Here is a 23,265-nt window from a genome sequence, read left to right as displayed (position 1 = left end):
GACATAATTACTGTATTTAAGAAGAAAATTATCGAAAAATGGTGGAAAAATAATGAGCCAAATTGCTAATTTCTTAGATACAGATGTTACATTATTAAGTAATTTGAAAAGAACGCTTGATCAGGCTTCAATTATCTCTGTAACTGATTCTTCATGAATCATTCTTTATGTGAACGAGAACTTTTGTAAGGTATCACAATACGGCAAGGAAGAGTTAATAGGAGCTAAACATAATATCATTAATTCTGGTTTTCATACAAAGGGATTTTTCAGAGAAATTTGGCAAACCATTAAATCAGGTAAAGTCTGGAAAGGCGAGTTGAAGAATAAAAAAAAGGACGGTACATTTTATTGGGTGGATACAATGATCATTCCAATGCTGGATGACCAAAATAAACCTGTCCAATATGTTTCGTTTCGAAATGATATTACAGAAAAAAAGAAAATAGAAGAAGAGTTAGAGATTAATGAGGAAAGATTCCATGTATTAAATAAGTTTCGAAACGATGGAGTGGCTGTCGTTAAAGAAGATGGAATTATTCATTATATCTGTTCTTCTTATACTAAAATAACAAATATTGATGTAGCTGAAGTGATACATAAGAGTGTATTATCTTTAATACATAAAGAGGATCAATTGTTTTTTAAACAACAATTTGAAAACGTTCTCTTAAATCCTTTAGTTCCTTATCGATTTCAAGTTCGTGCTCTCCATAGTGATGGGATTTATTATGTCCACGAGTTAATTATGACTAATTTTATCGACCAAGCTGCCGTTAATGGAATTGTCATTAATTTTAGAGATATAACAGAGGACCAACGGTCACAGCAACAATTAAAACAAAATTCTTTTTATGATACGTTAACGAGTTTACCAAATCGACTTTTCTTCCAGTCGCGTCTTGAGACTATGATTAGGAATGCGAAGAAAAGGAATGAAGGGTTTAACTTAGCCATACTCAATATTGACGACTTTCAACATATAAATGATTCCTTTGGATATGAAGTTGGTAATTCTATTCTTCAAGAAGTAGCCAAAAGATTATCTTCTTGTCTAGATCGAAATATATTTATCTCGAGATTAGCGGGAGATGAATTTGCACTAATTTTTAATTCGTGTAAAGCTTCTGTACATCAAATTGGTCAACAAGTCATCTCTTTATTTAAAGAGCCGTTAAATCTAGCTGGGCGCGATGAAGATTTTTTTACTACAGTGAGTTTAGGATTGTCAAATTTTCCTTTACATGCACAGGAGAAGTTATCTTTATTAAATTTTGCTACGAATACAATGAAGGTGGCAAAAAAAATGGGGAAAAATCAGTACCTTGTATATAATGACTCTATTAAAATGCTTGATCAACGATCATTTATGATAAAAAATGATTTAAGAAAAGCGATTGAAATGAAACAGTTCGAACTTTATTTTCAGCCTCGTATTAATACTTACTCAAAGAAAGTGGAATCTTTTGAAGCTCTGATTAGATGGCTTCATCCTGTTCTAGGATTTATTCCTCCAAATGAATTTATTCCATTAGCTGAACAAATGGGACTAATTAAGGCTATTGGGGCTTGGGTTTTTAAAGAAGCTTGCGAAAAGATGAAACTGCTAATGGAAGAAACAGGCAAGGTCTATCAAGTTTCGATTAATTTTTCCCCATTTCAACTTAACAATGAAAAAGAGGCAACAGATTGTTTGGATGTTGCAGAATTGTTGGGAATTCATCCTTCCTTGATTGAAATTGAGATTACGGAATCTGCACTTATTCAAAATCAAGACCGAGTAAATAAGGTCATTCAACAATTTAGAGAAATTGGATTCAGCATGTCTCTTGATGATTTCGGAAAAGGTTACTCATCATTAAATTATCTACAACAGTTTCGAACAGATGTCCTAAAGATGGATCGTGGTCTTATTTCATCGATTGTGTTTGATTCCGATAGCAGGGCCATTGTACAAATGGTCATTAACCTTGCCCATCAACTTGGGATGAAGGTAGTGGGAGAAGGCGTGGAAGAGCTTGAACAATACTGCCTACTAAAGGAAATGGGCTGTGATCAGGTACAAGGTTACTTTTTTAGTAAGCCGTTACCATATCAAGAAATTCAATCATATCTTCAAGAGGAAGATTTCGATAAAGAAGACTCAGTTGTGAATTATTAACTTTATTAAAGGACTTTAATAGAATATTATAATAAGGGGTAGCCGCGAAAGTTACCCTTTTATAGATAATTTAGATGTTAGGTGAAGTATGAAAAAACTATTTAATAAGAGAAAAATAAACCTTGCAACACTCCTGACTGGGTTTGTGGCAACTTCCATCATTCTTACTATTTGTATTTTAATGATTGCATCTTATCAGTCAGAGAAGGAATCCCTCGCGACTACTTATCTTTCTCTTAATTACTCAAAATCGAAGAAGATTAGTGATTCAGTAGATTCTTTGTTTCAATCTATGACATTAAGTTTGGCAAACACATCAAATTACTTGATGACTTACCATGATTTATCAGATGAGGAGATTCAACAGCAGCTTGAGCTATTGCGGAATAACAGTAGATACTTTAACTCATTATCCTGGATCGATGAAACAGGTTTGATTCGAAATATAGCACCTGTGGGCATTGGGCTGAAAGGGGAAAAGGTTACTGGGATCACGAGGAAGGTGCTTGACTCACGAACACCAATGTTGACATCCCCTTATATTGCACCTTCAGGTCGTCTTATTGTTTTAATGAATCAGCCATTGTTTGATAAAGATGGAAATTATAGAGGAATGATTGCAGGAGCTATCTATCTTCAAGAACGAAATGTTCTTAATGAGATTTTAGGAAACGATATTATTGATGAAAATGGATCTTATTATTACGTAGTAGGACCAGATGGACAACTTCTTTTTCACCCTGATAGCGAAAGAATCGGAGAAGATGTTATTAGCAATGTTATTGTGAATAAACTTACTCACGGAAAAAGCGGGAAGGAATTGGTGACGAATACACAAGGAATCGATATGCTTGCAGCATATAGTAGTATAACATCAACAGGTTGGGGAGTCGTTCAACAAACACCAGTTTCATATGTAAATAAACTTTTCCAAAATCATATCAAAGAGATTTTACTCTACCTATTGCCACCTTTTTTTATTTTATTAGGACTATCTATATTCATTGCTCGCAAGCTTGCTAGTCCATTTATAGAATTGGCCAATCTAGTGAATATTCTTGGATCCGGAAAAATTGTTCCAGTCCCAGAAAATCAATCACATTGGAATAGAGAAGTTGATCTATTAACTAAAAGTGTAGCAATTGCCATTAAATCAGTTCAATCAAATAACAATCAACTTATTCAAGAAGCTACTACTGATCTATTAACAGGATTACCAAATCGCAGAAAACTAGATCGAGTTATGGAAGAATGTACAAATATTGAGGAAGCATTCTCACTCCTTACTATCGATATTGATCATTTTAAGTTGATTAACGATACTTATGGCCATCAAGCGGGTGATGAAGTGTTAAAGGAGTTTGCTATCCTAATCCAGTCGTTGATAGGAAATGAAGATATGTTTTTCCGTTATGGGGGAGAAGAGTTTGTACTTATACTTCCTAAGAAAAGAGCTCCATATGCCTATTTCGAAGCTGAAGAACTAAGAAGAAGAGTAGGAAATACTAATACAGTAGTAGGTAAACCAATTACCATCTCTCTAGGAATTTCAGAATATCCGGCACATGGAAATACATTAGAAGATCTTTTCAGAAAAGCAGATAAAGCTTTATATCAATCCAAAATAGAAGGAAGAAACCGGACGACTATTTGGATTAATAACTGAATTAAGGAAAAAAGAAAACCAGTTAATCAACTGGTTTTTTTGTACATTGATTATCGCTCAGATACTTTCTCGTAATCTTCTGCCCGAGACATTTTTAAAAATTGAATAGCTTCTTGATTAAATAGATTCGGCTGATCAATATTGCAGACATGTCCACTGTCTTTTATAACAGTCAAAGTAGCATACTTGTCCTTTTTCGTTTCTTCAATCACTGATAATAGGAACATCGAATCCTCTTCACCCATTATATATAATGTGGGTATAGTAACATTATTTTCTTTAAAATGAGCCAAAAGCGGAGTGGCGTATTTTGTTAGCGAAAACCACTTAATAAATTCTTTTTGACATAGCTTTTTTGCCTGTTCAACAAACATTTGCCGTGAAGCTTTATGCCTTTTTTTTGGCATAATACACCATGCAAAGAATGCATATAACCACATATATGGAATCATTCTTTTTCCTAAATTACCAAGTGTAATTAATGTTTTTACACGGGTATTAAGTTTTATTACTGCCCCACCTAGTACCATTGACATGACTCTCTCTGGTTCTAGCTTAGCAAGGTTACGAATCACGATTGTCCCGAGTGATATCCCAATGAAGTGTGCTTTTTTGATTTTTAAATGATTTAATACTTCTAAAATATCAAAACTTACTTCATCAAATGAATAATGTTGATTTAATTTATTGATATCCTTTGATTTACCATGCCCTCTTAGATCTATTAGTAAAACATTAAAATGTTGTTTAAACTCTTTTATTTGTTTGAACCAGATAGCGGAACTTCCACCTGCTCCATGTATAAAAACTGTCCATTCAAGAGATTTACTGCTCTCATATGTTTTGAAATATAGCATTACTCACTTCCTCAACCTGAAAAAAACCTCAGTATTTATATACTTTAAATAATATAGAATACAGACTATTGGTGCAATGGTAAATTTCTTATCAAAGGCTTTAAACCTGCCACCCCACCTTTCATCATGATCTTTTAGTCATTCTGAACTCTCCTTTTTATGTTGAGTTATTTATGGGTACCCCTAAAGGTATAGAAAATTTAAATGAATAAAAGATGTGTCAAGAATCTAGTTTGTTACGTGGTTCTAGCACTAAGAAACAATTTTGTAGTAGTTGACAATATACCCCAATGGGTATATTATAAGTCGTGTAGTCGTTCCTGCTGTTGTTCATTATTTGAAGTAACGTAGTGGCGTTTCGAATTATAATTTTTAAAAAGCTGGCTAATTTTTGTTGTTGGGCTGCTTTATGGATGACACTAAATGAATTGGAGTTTTATTTTCTAAAGTTTTATAAAGAAGGGAGGTCACTTCATGCAATACAATGACCAAATGAAAAACAGAGTTAAACGTATTGAAGGACAGTTAAGAGGTATTTTACGAATGATGGAAGAACAGAAGGACTGCAAAGATGTTATTACTCAATTATCTGCAGCTAGGACAGCACTTGATCGTACTACTGGATTGGTTGTAAGCTCAAATCTAGTTGAATGTGTAAGGAAAGCTGAGGAAAATGGCGAAGGGAGTACAGAGGAACTTGTAAAAGAAGCTCTTAACCTTCTTGTGAAAAGTAGATAATAATTATGTGGGTTGACATCAAACATTTTTTTAATTATGAGCTGTTAAAACATGAAGAAGAAAACGATGTATCTAAGTTTTGGATTAAAAAAGGATAATTTTTTTACGGAAAATAATACCCATAGGGGTAAAAGATTGATAGGAGGAAGAATCATGACAGAAAAGAAAAAAACAACAATCGTGCTATTTAGTGGAGATTATGATAAAGCAATGGCTGCTTATATTATTGCGAATGGGGCAGCTGCCTATGATCATGAAGTAACAATTTTTCATACGTTTTGGGGATTAAATGCGTTACGTAAGGATGAAAAGATTGAAGTGAAAAAAGGTTTAATGGAAAAAATGTTTGGAAAAATGATGCCTAGGGGTGCAGAAAAAATGGGTCTTTCAAAAATGCACTTTGCTGGATTTGGTCCAAAGATGATAAAAGATGTGATGAAAAAACACAATGCGATGCCACTTTCTGATCTAATTGACATGGCAAAAGAGCAAGAGGTGAAACTAGTTGCTTGTACAATGACAATGGATTTATTAGGGCTACAAAAAGAAGAGCTATTAGATAATATTGATTATGCTGGTGTTGCAGCATATTTAGCTGATGCAGAAGAAGGAAATGTAAATCTGTTTATCTAGGATGGTGATTTAGTTGGAATATATTAATTATATATTGATTGGATTATTCGTTTACTTTATCATGACTCGACTTTTACCAGCTAAAGGTGTAAGACAAATTACTACAACCGAATTAAAGAGTGAACTAAATGATAAAACAAAACAGTTTGTTGACGTTCGTACACCTGGAGAGTTTAAAGGGAATCATATTAAAGGGTTTAAAAATCTCCCCCTGCATTTTTTAGCAAAAACAGCTGAGAAGGAGCTCTCAAGGGAGCGAGAGGTCGTCGTCCTATGTCAAAGCGGGATGAGAAGCCTAAAAGCTAGTAAGATGTTGAAGAAATTAGGATATCAAGTAACAAATGTAAAAGGCGGTATGGGCACATGGAGAAATTAAGGAGGAAAACAGATGAAACAATTAACGGCAAAAGAAGTAGAAGAATTATTGTCTGATGGTAAAGCTCTAAAGTTACTTGATGTGCGTGAAGTTGATGAAGTGAAAACTGGAATGATTCCAGGAGCAATTCATATCCCTCTGGGTTTACTAGAATTTCGAATGCATGAGCTAGATAAATCAAAAGAATATACACTTGTTTGTCGATCTGGTGGCAGAAGTGGCCGTGCATGTCAGTTCCTTGATAGCCAAGGCTTCTCCGTGATTAATATGACAGGTGGAATGTTAGCTTGGGAAGGTAAAATTGAATAATTTTTTATTTATAAAATTATATACCCACAAGGGTAAAATGGAGGCGCAACATATGGAATTATTAAAAGCAAATTTAGTTTTAGATGCAAAAGGCTTAGCTTGTCCGATGCCAATTGTGAAAACTAAAAAAGCAATTAATGAGCTAGAAGCAGGGCAAGTCTTAGAGGTTCAGGCAACAGATAAGGGATCTAAAGCAGATCTTCAAGCATGGTCAAAAAGTGCAGGTCATCAATATCTTGGAACATTAGAAGAAGTAGATGTATTGAAGCACTTTTTAAGAAAATCTTCAAACGATGAAGCGATTGAAAGAAAGCATCTTGATGTTACTAGTAATGAGGATCTTGAAAGTAAGCTTGAACAAGGGGGAAGCTTTGTTGTTCTTGATGTGAGAGAGGCAGCAGAATTTGCATTTAATCATATTCCTAATGCTACTTCAATCCCACTGGGAGAACTAGAAGATCGAATCCATGAACTAAACAAAGAAGATGAGATTCTTATCGTCTGTCGCACTGGAAACCGCAGTGACCTTGCAGCTCAAAAACTAGCTGAAAAGGGATTTAAACATGTCGTAAATGTTGTACCAGGTATGAGTGAATGGAAGGGTAAAACTGAGAGTGTTGTAGAGTAATAATATTCAAGGGATATGTATTTCATCATATCCCAAAAAGGTTTAAATTTTTTTTACTAAAAATATACCGCAGGGGGTAATTATCGTGGCTGTGAAAGCAATGAATTCAAAAGAAGTGACAGAAAGAGTAATAAATAAAAAAGAATTATTTATTTTAGACGTTCGTAATGAAGCTGATTTTGCCGATTGGAAAATTGAAGGGGAAAACTTGGATTATTTCAATATTCCCTATTTCGAGTTACTAGATGGTGTTGAAGAAATTTTAAATAAGATTCCGACTGATAAGGAACTATTAGTTGTGTGTGCGAAGGAAGGATCTTCAATCATGGTTGCAGAGATGCTATCTGAGCACGGTTTAACTGCTTTCTACTTAGAGGGCGGTATGAAAGCTTGGAGTGAACATTTAGAACCTGTAAAAATAGGGGACTTAAGAGATGGTGGAGGAGTGTATCAGTTCGTTCGAATTGGTAAGGGGTGTTTATCATATATGGTTGTTTCAAACGGGGAAGCAGCTATAATTGATGCCACTCGAATGACAGACACCTACCTTGATTTTGCAAAAGAAATTGGCGCTAAAATCACTCATGTATTTGATACGCATTTACATGCTGACCATATCTCTGGAGGAAGAACCATCGCCGAGCTCACAGGAGCAACATACTGGTTACCACCAAAGGATGCTACTGAGGTAACGTTTGATTATAAGCCATTAGAGGGTGGAAAAGTAGTGACAATTGGTCATACAGCGATTGATATTCATGCACTATATTCACCGGGTCACACAATTGGTTCAACCTCGTTCGTAGTAGATGCTAGCTATTTGCTATCAGGTGATATCTTGTTTATTGACTCCATCGGTAGACCAGATCTTGCAGGAATGGCAGAGGATTGGGTAGCTGATTTGAGAGAAAGCTTATACATTCGTTACAGAGAACTATCAATGGATTTAGTTGTACTTCCTGCTCACTTTATGATCATTCATGAATTAAACGAGGATGGGAGTGTAGCGGAGAAGTTAGGATCACTTTTTGCTAAAAATCATGGGTTAAACATTGAAGATGAAGTTGTCTTCAGAAAGCTAGTTACAGAAAATCTTCCACCACAACCAAATGCATATCAAGAAATTCGTGAAACAAACATGGGGAAAATAAACCCAGATTTAGAAAAACAACGTGAAATGGAAATCGGACCAAACCGTTGTGCGGTACGATAAACAAGGAGGTTAAGGAAATGGAAGTTAAAAAAGTATTAGATGCAAAAGGACTAGCTTGTCCAATGCCGATTGTGAAAACCAGAAAAGCCATGAACGAGCTTGAGTCAGGTGAAGTTTTAGAAATTCATGCAACAGATAAAGGTGCCAAAAATGACTTAACTGCTTGGGCAAAATCAGGAGGGCATGAATTTATTAAGCACGAAGAAGAAAGTGATGTTTTAAAGTTTTGGATAAAAAAAGGTTAATTTAAAAGGGAACCTATTAAGGGTTCCCTTTTCTTGAAAAGGAGGTAGCACGGTGGATTTGGCATTTATTATCACTATATTTTTAATTGGATTTATCGGTTCATATATATCAGGAATGCTTGGAATTGGTGGCTCCATTATCAAATATCCAATGCTTTTATACATTCCACCATTGTTCGGGTTAGCAGCATTCAGTGCACATGAAGTTTCCGGAATTAGTGCGATACAGGTATTTTTTGCAACAATTGCAGGAGTGTGGGCATATAGGAAAGGGGGCTACTTAAATAAACCCTTAATTGCTTACATGGGAATAAGTATTTTAATTGGTAGTTTTATTGGAGGGTATGGTTCAAAGCTTATGCCTGAAAGTGGCATTAATCTAGTTTATGGTGTCCTAGCAATTACTGCTGCAGTCATGATGTTTATTCCTAAAAAAGGAATCGATGATATTCCTTTAGATAAAGTTTCGTTCAATAAATGGATCGCAGCATTATTGTCCTTCATCGTTGGAATTGGTGCCGGAATTGTTGGTGCAGCAGGTGCCTTTTTATTAGTGCCAATCATGTTGGTTGTTTTAAAAATCCCTACACGTATGGCGATTGCATCTTCTCTTGCCATCACGTTTATTTCGTCGATTGGTGCTACTGTTGGTAAAATCAGCACTGGACAAATTGATTATCTACCGGCTTTTATTATGGTTATTGCTAGTTTAATTGCTTCGCCACTAGGAGCAATTGCAGGGAAAAAGGTGAATACGAAGGTTCTTCAGGTTATTTTGGCTCTTTTGATTAGTTTAACAGCTTTAAAGATTTGGATGGATATCATTTATTGAAAAATGTCTATCCTGAAAATACCTTTGGTTGTGGAGTTCTATGAGCTGCGATCCACTTGCTTTCCGCGGGGTGGCGGGGTGGTCCGTGAGCCTCCTCGTCGCCAGGGGCAGGCTTCTGCGGGGTCTCACGAGACCACTGGATCCCGCAGGAGTCAAGTGGCTCTCCGCTCATTCCACACTGAGGAGGAAACATTTTTTCATACACCATGGTGCGAAATACTTATTTAGCATGGATGTCTACCCTGAAAAAAGAAATGCGGAAGGCGCTTGTTCATCGGCGACAGGCATAAGACAAGCCGGCTAGAAGGTTGCTTTTTAACCTTCTAGGGTGTGTCAGGTTCCCTTTCTCACACCAAGAGCTCGAGAAAGGGAATGAAAGGTGATGTCAGGTTCCCTTTCTGATGCAAAAAAACCAAGAAAGGGAACGAAAGGTGTTCTCAGGTTCCCTTTCTCACGCCAAAAGCCCAAGAAAGGGAACGAAAGGTGTTCTCAGGTTCCCTTCTTACACCAAGAGCCCATGAAAGGGAACGAAAGGTGTTCTCAGGTTCCCTTTCTTACACCAAAAGCTCGAAAAAGGGAACGAAAGCTGTTCTTTGGTTCCCTTTCTTACACCAAGAGCCCAAGAAAGGGAACGAAAGCTGCTCTCAGGTTCCCTTTCTTACAGCAAAAGATCGAGAAAGGGAACGAAAGCTGTTCTCAGATTCCCTTGCTTAAGATCAAAAGCAACACCATATTAGATGAATACACTATTTTCATTCACCATGGTACGAATTTTTAGTAGTCAATTAGTTTTCCTTCTATTTTTTGGTGCAACCGTTTTCATTATGAGTTGACAAGCAAATCGCATAAAACTTATAATGAGAAATGTAAATGAAACCGTTTGCGCACGTGTGTAGACTTTCTTATGGATAGTTGTATTTTTACATTTTGTGATAAAACGTTTTATCGAAAAAATAACAATAGATAGTTAATCTATTGTTTTACATTTTTTACTGTAAAGTATACTTAATGATAAAACGTTTAATCAGTTATATCTATAAATCATCTATTCTTTTAAAGTTAAGATGTGCTGCGGAAAAAATTAGTTAAAGGGTGGGATCTATGAATAAGAACACATTAAAAAAAGCATTAATCCTCATGATGGTTTTTGTTTTATTTCTTCCGATTGGAAGCTTTCAACTATCATATGACGCAAATGCAGAGACTTTAACGAATCAAGAAGTAACAGAAATTCCAGAAAACACATTAAGAATTCACTATCAGAAAGCGGATAATAACTATGAAAACCTTGGTCTTTGGTTATGGAATGATGTTGCATCACCAACTGCGAATTGGCCTGTAGGAGCAGCTCCATTTACAGCTGAACAGACAGATAGTTATGGTGCATATGTTGATGTAGAACTTATCGAAGGTGCACAGCGTGTAGGATTTTTAGTTGTAGACAGAACCACTGGTGAAAAAGAAGGCGGAGATAAAGGGTTTGCAATCAACTCCCCTGATATGAATGAAATTTGGATTAAAGAAGGTACAGATGAAGTATTTACTTATGAGCCAGTAGAGCTTGCTGAAAATACAGTAAGAATTCATTATGATAGAGACGATAATAACTATGAAAATCTCGGTCTTTGGATGTGGGATGATGTAACAGCTACATTCGAAAGCTGGCCAACATCAGCGATTCCTTTCACGGCTGAACAAACAGACCGTTATGGTGCATATGTAGATGTGGAATTAAAAGAAGATGCACAACAAATTGGTTTCTTAGTTGTAAACCGAGAAACGGGTGAAAAAGAGGGTGGAGACAAAGGTTTTTCACTTCTTCAAGACTATAACCGTTTATGGATTAAAAATGGTGATGATAACGTTTATATATCACCTTATTGGGAAACACCAACTGGGATTGTATCAGGTGAAGTTTTATCTGATAGCAAATTCTTGCTTGCTTTTACAAGTACAAAAGGATTAACGGCTGACGATGTACAACAATCGCTAAGTATTACAGATAAAGATAATAACTCTGTAACAATTGAGTCGGTTGAAATTACTAGTGATACATCAGTTGTTGTTCATGCGCCAATAAACTTGGATAATGCACCATTTAATGTGACATTCCAAGGAAGAACGGTATCTGCTAAAGCAGGCTGGAGATTATTGGATGAAATGTACTCTTATGATGGCAATGACCTAGGTGCAACATATAACAATGGAAATGTCACATTAAAGTTATGGGCTCCAACGGCTAGTGATGTTACAGCAAACTTTTTTGATAAAGACGACGCTTCTAACCAAATTGGCAGTATTGAACTAGAGCTAGGTGAAGACGGAGTTTGGTCTACAGATGTAACACCAGCTGAGTTAAATGTGTCAGACTTAAGAGGCTATTACTATCAATATGATGTAACAAATGATGGGGTAACAAAGCAAGTATTAGATCCATATGCAAAATCCATGGCAGCCTTTACTGTGAATACAAAGGGGGAAGCTGGTCCGGATGGAGATACAGTCGGGAAAGCAGCAATTGTTGACTTAAGTCAAACAAATCCTTCTGGCTTTAATGGAGCGAATATTGAAGGCTATGAAAAAAGAGAAGATGCGATTATCTGGGAAGTTCATGTTCGAGATTTCACTTCAGATCCATCTATTGAAGGCGATTTAAATGCTAGATGGGGAACTTATTCTGCATTTATTGATAAGTTAGACTACATTAAGTCTCTAGGAGTCACACATGTTCAGCTATTACCAGTTATGGCTTGGTATTTTGGCGACGAAACGAACATGGGCCAAAGGGAATTAGATTATTCAGCTGGCGGAAATGAATATAACTGGGGATATGATCCACACAATTATTTCACTCCAGATGGTGCGTACTCTGAGAACCCAGAAGATTCAGAGCTAAGAATTCAAGAGTTAAAAGAACTGATTGATGCGATTCATGATGCAGGTATGGGTGTTGTTCTTGATAATGTCTATACTCATATGGCAAAAGCTAGCTTTTTAAATGACATTGTTCCCAACTATTATGCGTTCCAGGATGCTAATGGTAATTTTATCGGTGGCTTTGGAAACAACTTAGCTACGAATCATCACATGGCTGAAAAGCTAATGATAGATTCAGTGAAATATTGGTTTGAAGAGTTCAAGATTGATGGTATGAGATGGGATATGATGGGGGATGCAACATATGACTCTGTTCAAAAAGCATATGACGCTGCCGCTGAAATCAATCCTGACGCATTATTTATTGGAGAAGGCTGGAGAACATTTGGCGGTCAATTAGCCGATCCATCACTACAAGGAATGGGAGCAGACCAAGATTGGATGGATCAAACGGATAATGTTGGTGTATTCTCGGATGAAATTAGAAATGAGCTTAAGTCTGGTTTTGGTTCAGAAGGTGAGCCACGATTCCTTACTGGTGGGGCAAGAGATATTAACTTAATCTTTAATAATATTAAAGGTCAACCTACAAATACACCTGCAGATGATCCAGGTGATATGGTTCAATATATTGCGGCACACGATAATCTTCCACTATATGATGTTATCGCGCAATCAATTAAAAAGGACCCGGCAATTCCAGAAAATGATTTAGAAATTCATAAACGTATTCGAATCGGAAATGCGATGATTTTAACATCTCAAGGAACTGCATTTATTCATGCAGGTCAAGAGCTTGGTCGTACAAAGCAATGGAAGGCAGATGGAGTGCCAGAACAGAAGTACCATGCATTAGAAGATGAATCTGGAACTGTATTTGGCTACTTTGTTCATGATTCATATGATTCTTCAGACGCAATTAATATGTTTGATTGGGAAAAAGCAACAAATGCAGATTCTTACTCGGTTAATAATGTAACAAGAGAATATACAACTGGTCTTATTGAACTAAGAAGGTCTTCAAACGCATTTAGACTTGGTGAAATGGACTTAGTAAACTCTAATGTTACATTAATTGAATCTCCAGAAATCACTGAACAAGATTTAGTGATTGGCTATAAAAATGAGTCAACAGATGGAACGGGAAGCTACTATGTATTCGTAAATGCTGATAATCAAGAAAGAACACTTACCTTGTCAGAAGATTTAACTGCCTATAAAGTATTAGTAGACAGTGATGAGGCTGGAGTAGAAGAAGTTTCTGAGATTTCAGGTTTTGAATTAACAGAAAACAAGTTAACAATGGCTCCGTTAACTACAGTAGTTATAAAAAATGAGGTCAAAGATGAAACGACTGATCCAGTAGATCCAGTGGACCCTGTAGACCCTGCAGACCCAGTAGATTCTATGTATCCAGTTGACCCTGAACAACCAGTTGATCCGGTTGATTCAGAAGATCCAGAGGTAGTAACAGATCCGACTGATAAGGAAGAACCAGCAACTGATAAAGAAGAAAAAGAAACTGGAAATAAACTTCCTAATACAGCAACAAATAACCACACTCTACTTTTAATCGGTACGCTAACACTAGTTCTTGGATTTGGTTTGTATGCATTTATCAGAGCTAGAAAATTTTCAGTAGAGAAGTAAATAAATATTCATGTAAAGCTTATTAGGCTGTCGATATCGACAGTCTATTTTTTCGGCAAAGTTCGGGAGGTTCCACTACCAAGGTTATTATCAGGGAGACTTCCATAACTAATTAGTATCAGCACCATGGAAATATGAAAAGGTTTGCTTGATGATTGCTTATAATTAGTCGGGTTTTAGGTGATTCCAATAGCTTTGTTACAGTTGCCAAAGTAAAAGCAAGACGGAAGTAACATACGCTCTCTATGATTCAGTTGCCGCGGCGAGAACAAGGAGAAAGTCAATCATAGGAACTTTATGATTCAGATGTCAGGACGGAAACAAGGAGAAAGTCAATCATAGGCCCACTTTGAGGCAGTTGCCCCAAGTAGTGTATCCCCCAGACTGATTTTCAGGGGAGACTTCCATATAATTGAATTCGCACCATGTAGAATGAACATGTTGCTCACCTAGTGTGGAATGAGCGGAGAGCCACTTGACTCCTGCGAGATCTAGCGGTCTCGTGAGACCCCGCAGGAGCTCAAAAAGCGACGAGGAGCTCACGGGCCGCCCCGCGGAAAGCAAGTGGATCGCAGCTCATGGAACTCTCCAACCTAGTTATTTTCAGAGTAGACTAATATATCAACTGAAGTCCATTTGTTGTAAAATAGAAACAATGATTTTTTCGTGAGAGAGGAATAGAGTATACATTGGAAAAAACAACAATAAAGGATATCGCCCGACTTGCAAATGTATCAATTGGTACTGTATCGAATGTGATCAATGGAAAAGGTCGATTTTCTGAGGAAACAAGAAAGAAAATAGAGAAAATAATTAAAGAAAATCATTTCATGCCAAATGTCGCCGCCCGTAGTTTAAGGGATAAGCTAAACCCGTTAATTGCAATGGTTGTTCCTTATGCGCCGAGTGGAGAGATCATTGTGAACCCTTTTTTCGCGCAACTTATTTCTGGCGTTGAAAATGGAGCAAGAGATCGCAGGTTTCACGTGATTGTCACTGGATTGAAGGATGAACTTGATCTTCCGTTTTTATTAGAAAAAAATATCAATGGACTGATTGTATTTGGTGCTAATGATTATCAAGAAATCTTATTAGATATCCAACAGTTAAATCTTCCTACTGTTTATATGGATAGCTATCTACATAATCACGATGTCTATCAAGTTGGCACGAATGATGAAATGGGTGGATATTTAGGTGCAAAATATTTACTAAGCTTAGGACATACATCTATTGCGGTCATTTCAGGTCCACTTCGTGAGTTTAAAACCGTAGGAAATGCTCGTTTAGCGGGTTATAAAAAGGCGTTAAATGAAGCTGGAATCGAATTTAATGAGAGTTTAGTTTTTGAAAATGACTTCTCCATTGAAGGTGGATATAAGTCCGCGCAAGAGATTATCCAATTACCAGAGAAAGTGACGGCCGTTTTTGCTTTTTCAGACATGGCTGCTATGGGTGTTATTAAAGGTTTCTACGACATGGGGATATCTGTGCCAAAAGATTATTCTGTCATGGGCTATGATGACCTTCACTTTTCGGAGTATTTAACACCTGGATTAACGACTGTTAACCAAGACATTTATGGAAGGGGTCAATCAGCTGTCAAAATGCTCATTGATCAAATTGAAAATAAAAGTGACCTTAACCATGGGAAAGAAATGATTTGTTCGGTAAGTTTGAAGGTAAGACAAAGCACGGCGGTTTGTTAAACGTCTAGCTTCAGGCGCCATCTTGGTCTCAGGTAAGTCCAATCCACTAGAAGGCTAAAGACCAACATTAAAGCCGGCTCGTCTTATGTCTGTTGGCGATTACGAGTCCCCTGCGCCTTTCTTAAAGGTTTAACCTTCGGAGATAGGGGTAAAGATGAACCTAAAGAAGTTCTTTGTGGAGGTTCATTTTGTTAAAACAGTTTTATCAAAAACTCAAAAATTTCATATGGCTAAGTCCGACTCTTTACTCAATAGGAGCCTTTATCCTTGCAGTGAGTATGATATTAATTGATCATGCTTTTTTTCAGGACTCTGCTGATTTTTTCCCAGAGGTGCTTTTAGTTGAAGTGGAATTAGCACAGGAGGTGTTGGGAGTCATTGCAGGCTCGTTGCTTACGATGACAACTATTACATTTTCGATCACGATGGTTGTGTTAACCACTTTTTCATCACAATTTTCTCCAAGAGTTTTGCAGAACTTTATACGTGACTCAATTACAGTTCGTGTTCTAGGTGTATTTGTTAGTGGATTTGTTTATTCGATATTTTCGTTGTTATTTATGCAGAAAAACACAGTAGAAAACCACGTTGTAACAGCATCTATTGGAGTATTAATTGCTACTATTTGTATCGGCTTTTTTATATATTTTATCCATCATGTTGCTTCTTGGGTACAGGTGAGTAATTTAATCGATTTATTATCAAAGGATGTTATTGAGACCATAAATAGTCGACTAAACATTCTTGAAAATAACGACTATACCTCTCTTTCAAGCGTGAAAATTCCAATCGCAAAAGAGAGCTCAAAGGTTATTGAAGTAAAAAACGAACGCTTCGGATATTTACAGTTTATCAATGAAGAGGAGCTATATGATCTCGCTAAAAACAATGGTTACCGTATCGAGGTAATGCCCCTTGTTGGAAGTTTTTTACCTGAAAACGAAACAGTAATGAGGGTTTTTCATCCCAATAGCGATCATGCTTTATTAAAGGAGATGTTCACAGTTGGCCCTAGTAAAACGGCTAATCAGGACATTGAATTTGGTATACAAAAGATTACAGAAATTGCACTTAGAGCTGTATCTCCCGGCATTAATGACCCAGATACGGCAATTGAATGCATTCAACACTTAGGGATGTGTTTAAAAAAAGTAAGTAAATATGATGGTGTTTCTTTAGTATATAAGCATGATGGAAAAGTTGTTATGTCCATCCCACAAAAACCCTTTGAAGACTTATTAAAGGCAGCACTCTATCAAGTTAGTCATTATGCTCAAAAAGACATCTCTATCATTACGGTTATCTTAGAGATTTTATGTGAAATTGCTGAAGATACTACATGGCAAATTAAACAAAAGGTATCACAGTTTAGTAAGTATGTAGTAGAAAAAATAAATCATCAATCTTTGACTGATTATGATAAGGAACTTTTATTGATTCACCAAAGGCGATTACAAAGTATTGTGGGAGATTAATCTATAGAAAAGCCGAATCCTATTTTCGGCTTTTTTATATAAAGATCTTTTCTGTAAGATTGTTGCTAAATGACCTAGTAAAATACACTGTTTTTTTTAGGAATCTGGGGTTAACAATTTCGAAGAAGAAAAGATGCCACTCAATTTAGAAATGTAAAGGACCTTTCAGTAGCAACAACTGTATACAAAAAAACAACCTATATAAAGAAATAAAAAGAAAACACAGTCATGATGATAATGGTGATCACAGATAACAAAATGATTAAAGCTTTAGAGGCTCGATATGTTTGATTGTTAATTTCCTCCAGTTTTCTTAAATAATTAATAGTCGCTAAAATGATAGTTATGATACCAAAAAATGCTGCTAGCAGTCCGACTGCATAGGCGATCATATCGCTGAATTCTGAATATATTGTCCCAGAAAAGTGTAGGTTTGTTATCAGAAACCCAATCCCGATCATCGCAATGGCAGTTCTTACCCACGCAAGAAACGTTCGTTCATTTGCGAGGTGCTGTTGGATGTATTTGGAATCAATGGTTTTATTACCGGTCATCTTGTTTTGATTTTCCATGTTTGCTCACTCACCATTCAACATTATCTCTTTAGTGTGAAACAAATTCTCTTTTTCATCCTAAAAATAGATCCTTCAACTAAAACCACTCTCATTTCAGTCCTTACCATTATGTGATACTATAAGAAAATGACAAACACGTAGGAGGAGAAACTCTTGGATTTTAAATTAAATCATAAAACCATAAAAGAAATGTGTGGCTCTGTCTCCTTCAAACGTGGTGAGGCTTTTTATCGTGCGGATAAAGTGATCATTCGAAACTATCACCCCGAGGTGTGTGAAGCAACTGTGAAAGGGGTTGAGGATTTCCATGTGACAGTTACCCGAGACAGCTTAGCCGAAATGAACACACAATGCAGCTGCCCAAAACTCGGCTCCTATCAGAAGGACTGTCAGCATATAGCAGCAGTTTTGTTGGCTATTCACGACATGGAAAGTCAACCTCCACCAATAATGGACGCAAAAGATCAAAGTGATTTTGGCGCGTTACATCAACATGAATTAACAGAAGGATTGTTAACAATTTTTGATCAACTGCCTCAGAAAGCAAGTCGACATCAGCTTCATTTTGAAAATAGAGAAATCCTTGAGGTGGTATTTACTTGTATACCAGTTACTGTTGGGGAAAATCAAACCATGTTCGGGATCAAAATGAAAGTGGATTATATTGATGTATCAAATATAAGACGGTTCTTAATAGATGTAAGCTTAGGGAAATCTTGTAATCTATCTAGGTCAACAAAGTACGAGCCAAGTAAACATTGCTTCCACCATGATGACGATGTAGTCATTCTAGCCCTTATTCAAGTGATTCAAGATGAAGAATCTTATATAAACTTAGCTAAAATAGATCATCAGCTTCCAGAACATATCCTGTTAATCCCCCCAACCTCCTGGGAACGGGTACTGCCGTTACTAATCAAAGCCCCATCAGTTCCATTCGAGTATGAAGGGGTGAAAAAGAGAAGGCTTAGCTTAGTTAAGGGAGGTCTTCCATTACAGTTTTCTTTTCGGGAAAGCAACGACAAAGAGTACAAGCTTCAAGTCCAAGGTTTGGGTGAGATCACATTAATGGACTCCTATCAGGTTGGGCTTAAGGAAGGGAACATCATCAAGTTTAATGACGAACAGTATAGACATCTCTCAAGTCTCAAGACTATGTTAGATACTTCAGAGACAAACGAGATTCCTATTCAAGCTGAAACGATGCCTTATTTTATCGGAAAAATTGTTCCAGGCTTAAAGAAATTAGGGAATGTTCAGTTTTCAGAAGGAGTAAGTCAGCAGTTTTTAAAATCAAATTTAACTGCAAAATTATTTTTGGATCGTCTGAAAAATCGCCTATTAGTAGGGTTAGAGTTTCATTATGAGAAGATTATTATTAACCCGTTAGATGATGATGCATATCATGGCCCAGTCGTAATAAGGGATAAAGAAAAGGAAGCGATGATCCTAGAGCTAATGGAAGAAAGCTCTTTTGTAAAAACAGATGGAGGCTATTTTGTTCATAATGAAGAGCTCGAGTATGAGTTTTTACAGTATATCGTTCCTAAGCTTCAAAAACTTGTTCAAATATATGCAACGACAGCTGTACGAAATCGACTATTCAGAGCAACTACTCCTCCGAAAATAAGAGTGAAGGTACTAAAGGAACGGACGAATTGGCTGGAATTTAAATTTGAAATGGACGGGATTTCAAATACTGAAATCAAAGATTTACTTTCAGCGTTAGAGGAAAAACGGAAATATTACCGGCTCAGAAATGGATCGCTTCTCTCCCTTGAAACAAAAGAATTTGAAGAAATTCAGCGATTCTTAAAAGCTGGACCAATTCAGGATGAGGATTTAGAAAGTGGATTGAATGTACCAGTCGTTAAAGGAATGCAGCTCATGGATTCTCATAGTGGAGAAGATATATTCTCCCTGGAGGAATCCTTTAAACAGTTTATCAGTTCGATTACTAGTCCAGAGCAAACGAATTTTCAGATTCCAAAACAAATCGAACCGATTTTACGAGATTATCAAAAACAGGGATTTCAATGGATGAAAACCCTCGCTAGTTATCAGTTCGGAGGAATTTTAGCAGATGAGATGGGTCTTGGAAAAACAGTTCAAAGTATTACCTTCATTTTATCATCCCTTGAGGAAATGAGGAAAAAGAATAAGCCGACACTAATTGTTTGTCCCTCTTCTTTAAAATATAACTGGTTAAGTGAGTTGATGAAATTCGCTCCAGAGATAGAAGCCATTGTTGTTGATGGAGACTTGAAGGAGAGAAAGAAGTTACAGCAAGAGATGATGGCTATTGATGTAATGATTACCTCATATCCATTATTACGTAAAGATATCAAATGGTTTGAAGAACAGCATTTTCATACAGTGTTTTTCGATGAAGCACAAATGTTTAAAAATCCGTATACTCAAACGTTTAGAGCTGTTAAAAGAGTCAAAGCAGACTTTCGTTTTGGGTTAACAGGTACACCAATAGAAAATTCGATCGAAGAGCTTTGGGCTATTTTTCATGTCGTCTTTCCTGAACTTTTATTAGGATTAAAGGAATTCAGTCACCTTTCAAGAGAACGGATTTCGAAAAGGATTCGTCCATTTTTATTACGTCGACTTAAAGAAGATGTGTTAATGGAGCTTAATGAGAAAAAGGAATCTGTGGAGACAGTTGATTTACTCCCAGAACAAAAAAAGCTGTATACCGCATATTTAGCGAAGCTACGCCATGATACGCTGAAACATTTAGACAAGGATACAGTACGTAAGAACCGAATCAAAATCTTAGCAGGCTTAACAAGATTAAGGCAAATTTGCTGTCATCCGGCATTATTTGTAGACGGATATGAAGGGAAATCTGCAAAATTTGAGCAATTGATGCAACTATTAAAAGAAGCAAAGCTTTCGGGTAGGAGAGTATTGATTTTTTCTCAGTTTACGAAAATGCTCAATTTAATTGGTCGTGAACTAGCTCAGCAAGGTACAGCTTTTTTCTATTTAGATGGACAAACGGCTTCAGAGGAGCGAGTAGAGTTATGCAATCGGTTCAATGAAGGGGAGAAAGACGTCTTCCTTATTTCGTTAAAGGCGGGTGGAACCGGTCTTAATCTGACTGGAGCTGATACTGTGATCCTCTATGACAACTGGTGGAATCCTGCAGTTGAAGATCAAGCGGCATCAAGGGCACATAGAATGGGACAAAAAAATATCGTCCGAGTGATTAAGCTCGTGGCTAGTGGAACGATTGAAGAAAAGATGAATGAACTTCAGGACAAAAAGAAGCAATTAATTGAAGAAATAATTGATGAAAATACCCAAGGTTCAACAACATTAACTGAAGAAGATTTGAGGGAACTATTGATACATTAGCGTGAATTTTTTGTGGGAGATTGTTTATTGCTTGAATTTCCCTAAATATAAAAAAGAGCTTGGAATTTCTCACGGGTTTACTTTAGAGGTGCAAACAGTCCAAACAAATACGAAAACGCACTTGAATTCACTATAGAATTCACAGTGCGTTTTATATTGATTTATCAACCTTTTGGAAACTTTAATAGCTAATTATACTTAAAATTTTCGTAGTAAGTCTCAGGGGATGAAATAATTATTGGATAGTCAGTTAAATATATGTGATTTAGTACCTTAATTTAGGAACCTATTATCGACTTGAACTTTTCTGGATATATAAGGGGAATTTTTCCCGTTAAGATGCAGAATAGAACTCGATTTGGGGGGGAAAATTTCCCCTTAAGCAAAGCAAAATGAATCATTTTCGTGTTTTTTAAGCAAATAGAGGGAATTTTTCCCTCTATTTAAGCTGTTTTTGCTGCTTCGTCCTAAATAAGGGGAATTTCTCCCTGTATTTATCAAAGTTTTCTCAAAGCTCCCTTATTTGCTCATTTTAAGGTATTTATAAAAGAATGAAACGCGATTTTTCCTTATTATTTCTTAGGGATTTCGCAACCATCTTCGTCACAAGATACGCCATCTGAAGTGGATAAGTTTTCAAAAGGGCCTTCTTGTTCGATAATTGTTTTAATATTTTCAACAAAGACTTCAGTAGGCTGTGCTCCTGTTATTGCATACTTTCTATTAATAACAAAGAAAGGAACACTATTAATTCCGAGTTGACGAGCTTCTTGTTCATCAGCGCGAACTTCTTCAGTCATTGAGTCACTTTCAAGCATGTTAGCTACTTCATTACGATTGAGCCCAATTTCCTCAGCTAGCCCGATTAATGTTGCATGATCACCAATATGTTTTGATTCAGTGAAAAAAGCACGATTAATCCGCTCAGTCATTTCTTGCATCAGTCCTAATTGCTTTGCAAACATAACAAGTCTATGGGCATCAAAGGTGTTTGTTAAAATCATTGTATCAAAACGATAATCTAACCCAACTTCACTAGCCATTTTGACCATGTTGTCAATATTAGATTTAGCTTGTTCAATGCTCATACCATATTTTTCTGAAAGTTTCTCATAAATATTATAGTCTACATCTCGCTCCATGGTTGGGTCCAATTCAAAGCATCGATAGACAACGTTAACTGGGTGTTTAATTTGTTTAAGAGCGTCCTCCAGACGCCTTTTGCCAATATAGCAAAATGGTCAAGCAAAATCAGTCCACATTTCAATTGTAATCATGGAATTTACCTCCTTATATTTCAACCTCAGTATACCTATTAGCTATTCTTTTAGTCCAATGTTTAAGCTTATACTGCCTATGGACAGGTGTGGTAACTATTCCCATGGTTTTTCCGTTGTAAAGAAGCTGGCTAGCTCTTTACTCTTTTTTCGGTGTTCCTTACGAAGTGCTGCTCTATCTTTCCCTGTTTCGTGTAATTTAATTTCCTCTTTTGTTTGAGGGATCACACGAGGAACCTTTGATGGTCTTCCATTTTTATCTAAGGCAACAAAGGTGAAAAAAGCAGTAGCTGCTATTTGTCGTTCTCCAGATATTAAATTTTCTGCAATAATTTTTACGAATATTTCCATGGAACTCGTACCAGTCCATGTAACGAAAGACTCGAAGCATACTGAATCATCTGGGGTAATTGGGTGAAGAAAATCAACGGAATCGGTTGAAGCAGTGACACACTCGGTTCGACAATGTCGTGTAGCTGAAATGGAGGCAACCATATCCATATCGCTCATTAATTTGCCTCCAAATAGAGTATTATGATTATTTACATCATTTGGAAAAATCCTACTCGTACGAACAACCCTAGACTCATTTACATATTTGCTTTCCATAGGTTCTCCTCCTGTTTTAAAAGATTAATTAACTAAAGTTTATACTAGTTTATAGACAAAATACAC

Annotated in this window: 18 protein-coding genes; 14 read left to right on the top strand and 4 right to left on the bottom strand. The window is 36.5% G+C overall.

The features are described from left to right. Nucleotides 1-169 precede the first annotated feature (169 nt). Both BK579_RS22645 and BK579_RS22640 read left to right on the top strand, forming a co-directional pair. On the top strand, nucleotides 170-2,161 hold the full coding sequence (locus tag BK579_RS22645) for a sensor domain-containing protein (RefSeq protein ID WP_078549466.1): 1,992 nt from the start codon (nucleotides 170-172) through the stop codon (nucleotides 2,159-2,161). A gap of 88 nt (nucleotides 2,162-2,249) precedes the next feature. After that, entirely contained in the window at nucleotides 2,250-3,827 is a 1,578-nt protein-coding gene (locus BK579_RS22640) for a sensor domain-containing diguanylate cyclase (protein WP_078549464.1), read from the top strand. Between the two features lie 50 nt (nucleotides 3,828-3,877). Here BK579_RS22640 and BK579_RS22635 read toward each other — a convergent pair whose 3' ends face one another. Continuing rightward, nucleotides 3,878-4,684, bottom strand: a complete 807-nt coding sequence (locus BK579_RS22635; protein WP_078549462.1) for an alpha/beta fold hydrolase — start codon at nucleotides 4,682-4,684, stop codon at nucleotides 3,878-3,880. A gap of 474 nt (nucleotides 4,685-5,158) precedes the next feature. Here BK579_RS22635 and BK579_RS22630 point away from each other — a divergent pair, with 474 nt between their 5' ends. From BK579_RS22630 to BK579_RS22570, 11 genes are all read left to right on the top strand, one after another. Beyond that, on the top strand, nucleotides 5,159-5,422 hold the full coding sequence (locus BK579_RS22630; RefSeq protein WP_078549460.1) for a metal-sensitive transcriptional regulator: 264 nt from the start codon (nucleotides 5,159-5,161) through the stop codon (nucleotides 5,420-5,422). A 153-nt stretch (nucleotides 5,423-5,575) separates the two neighbouring features. Continuing rightward, the gene (locus tag BK579_RS22625; RefSeq protein ID WP_078549458.1) at nucleotides 5,576-6,055 is read left to right on the top strand and encodes a DsrE/DsrF/DrsH-like family protein; all 480 of its coding nucleotides are present in this window, start codon (nucleotides 5,576-5,578) and stop codon (nucleotides 6,053-6,055) included. A gap of 13 nt (nucleotides 6,056-6,068) precedes the next feature. Further along, nucleotides 6,069-6,431 (top strand): rhodanese-like domain-containing protein, encoded by a 363-nt coding sequence (locus tag BK579_RS22620; protein WP_078549456.1) that lies wholly within the window; start codon nucleotides 6,069-6,071, stop codon nucleotides 6,429-6,431. A gap of 12 nt (nucleotides 6,432-6,443) precedes the next feature. Beyond that, nucleotides 6,444-6,740 carry a rhodanese-like domain-containing protein gene (locus tag BK579_RS22615; protein ID WP_078549454.1) on the top strand — a complete coding sequence of 99 codons (297 nt, stop codon included), beginning with the start codon at nucleotides 6,444-6,446 and terminating at the stop codon, nucleotides 6,738-6,740. A gap of 52 nt (nucleotides 6,741-6,792) precedes the next feature. Then, nucleotides 6,793-7,368, top strand: a complete 576-nt coding sequence (locus BK579_RS22610; protein WP_078549452.1) for a sulfurtransferase TusA family protein — start codon at nucleotides 6,793-6,795, stop codon at nucleotides 7,366-7,368. 85 nt (nucleotides 7,369-7,453) lie between these two features. Further along, nucleotides 7,454-8,581 carry an MBL fold metallo-hydrolase gene (locus BK579_RS22605; RefSeq protein WP_078549450.1) on the top strand — a complete coding sequence of 376 codons (1,128 nt, stop codon included), beginning with the start codon at nucleotides 7,454-7,456 and terminating at the stop codon, nucleotides 8,579-8,581. 17 nt (nucleotides 8,582-8,598) lie between these two features. Next, on the top strand, nucleotides 8,599-8,826 hold the full coding sequence (locus BK579_RS22600; RefSeq protein WP_078549448.1) for a sulfurtransferase TusA family protein: 228 nt from the start codon (nucleotides 8,599-8,601) through the stop codon (nucleotides 8,824-8,826). A gap of 52 nt (nucleotides 8,827-8,878) precedes the next feature. After that, complete coding sequence (locus tag BK579_RS22595) at nucleotides 8,879-9,658, top strand: sulfite exporter TauE/SafE family protein (protein ID WP_078549446.1); 780 nt, start codon at nucleotides 8,879-8,881, stop codon at nucleotides 9,656-9,658. Nucleotides 9,659-10,759: 1,101 nt separating this feature from the next. Further along, nucleotides 10,760-14,185 (top strand): pullulanase, encoded by a 3,426-nt coding sequence (locus BK579_RS22580; RefSeq protein ID WP_078549440.1) that lies wholly within the window; start codon nucleotides 10,760-10,762, stop codon nucleotides 14,183-14,185. A 689-nt stretch (nucleotides 14,186-14,874) separates the two neighbouring features. Continuing rightward, complete coding sequence (locus BK579_RS22575) at nucleotides 14,875-15,894, top strand: LacI family DNA-binding transcriptional regulator (protein ID WP_078549438.1); 1,020 nt, start codon at nucleotides 14,875-14,877, stop codon at nucleotides 15,892-15,894. Between the two features lie 188 nt (nucleotides 15,895-16,082). Next, on the top strand, nucleotides 16,083-17,369 hold the full coding sequence (locus tag BK579_RS22570) for a DUF2254 domain-containing protein (RefSeq protein WP_169891231.1): 1,287 nt from the start codon (nucleotides 16,083-16,085) through the stop codon (nucleotides 17,367-17,369). Between the two features lie 197 nt (nucleotides 17,370-17,566). Here BK579_RS22570 and BK579_RS22565 read toward each other — a convergent pair whose 3' ends face one another. Beyond that, nucleotides 17,567-17,941, bottom strand: coding sequence for a YidH family protein (locus BK579_RS22565; RefSeq protein ID WP_078549434.1), 375 nt, complete (start codon nucleotides 17,939-17,941; stop codon nucleotides 17,567-17,569). Nucleotides 17,942-18,097: 156 nt separating this feature from the next. Between BK579_RS22565 and BK579_RS22560 the strand changes: the two genes are divergently transcribed. Then, nucleotides 18,098-21,313: a DEAD/DEAH box helicase gene (locus BK579_RS22560; RefSeq protein WP_078549432.1), complete on the top strand. Its 3,216-nt coding sequence runs from the start codon at nucleotides 18,098-18,100 to the stop codon at nucleotides 21,311-21,313. A gap of 572 nt (nucleotides 21,314-21,885) precedes the next feature. Here BK579_RS22560 and BK579_RS22555 read toward each other — a convergent pair. Then, entirely contained in the window at nucleotides 21,886-22,542 is a 657-nt protein-coding gene (locus BK579_RS22555) for a DsbA family oxidoreductase (RefSeq protein ID WP_268876563.1), read from the bottom strand. A gap of 144 nt (nucleotides 22,543-22,686) precedes the next feature. Beyond that, on the bottom strand, nucleotides 22,687-23,199 hold the full coding sequence (locus tag BK579_RS22550) for an acyl-CoA thioesterase (protein WP_078549430.1): 513 nt from the start codon (nucleotides 23,197-23,199) through the stop codon (nucleotides 22,687-22,689). Nucleotides 23,200-23,265 lie beyond the last annotated feature (66 nt).

It is taken from the genome of Litchfieldia alkalitelluris, from assembly GCF_002019645.1.
In the GTDB taxonomy this organism is placed as follows: domain Bacteria; phylum Bacillota; class Bacilli; order Bacillales; family Bacillaceae_L; genus Litchfieldia; species Litchfieldia alkalitelluris.
The sequence above is the reverse complement of the archived record's forward strand: the minus strand, read 5'-3'. Positions and strand labels throughout refer to the sequence as shown.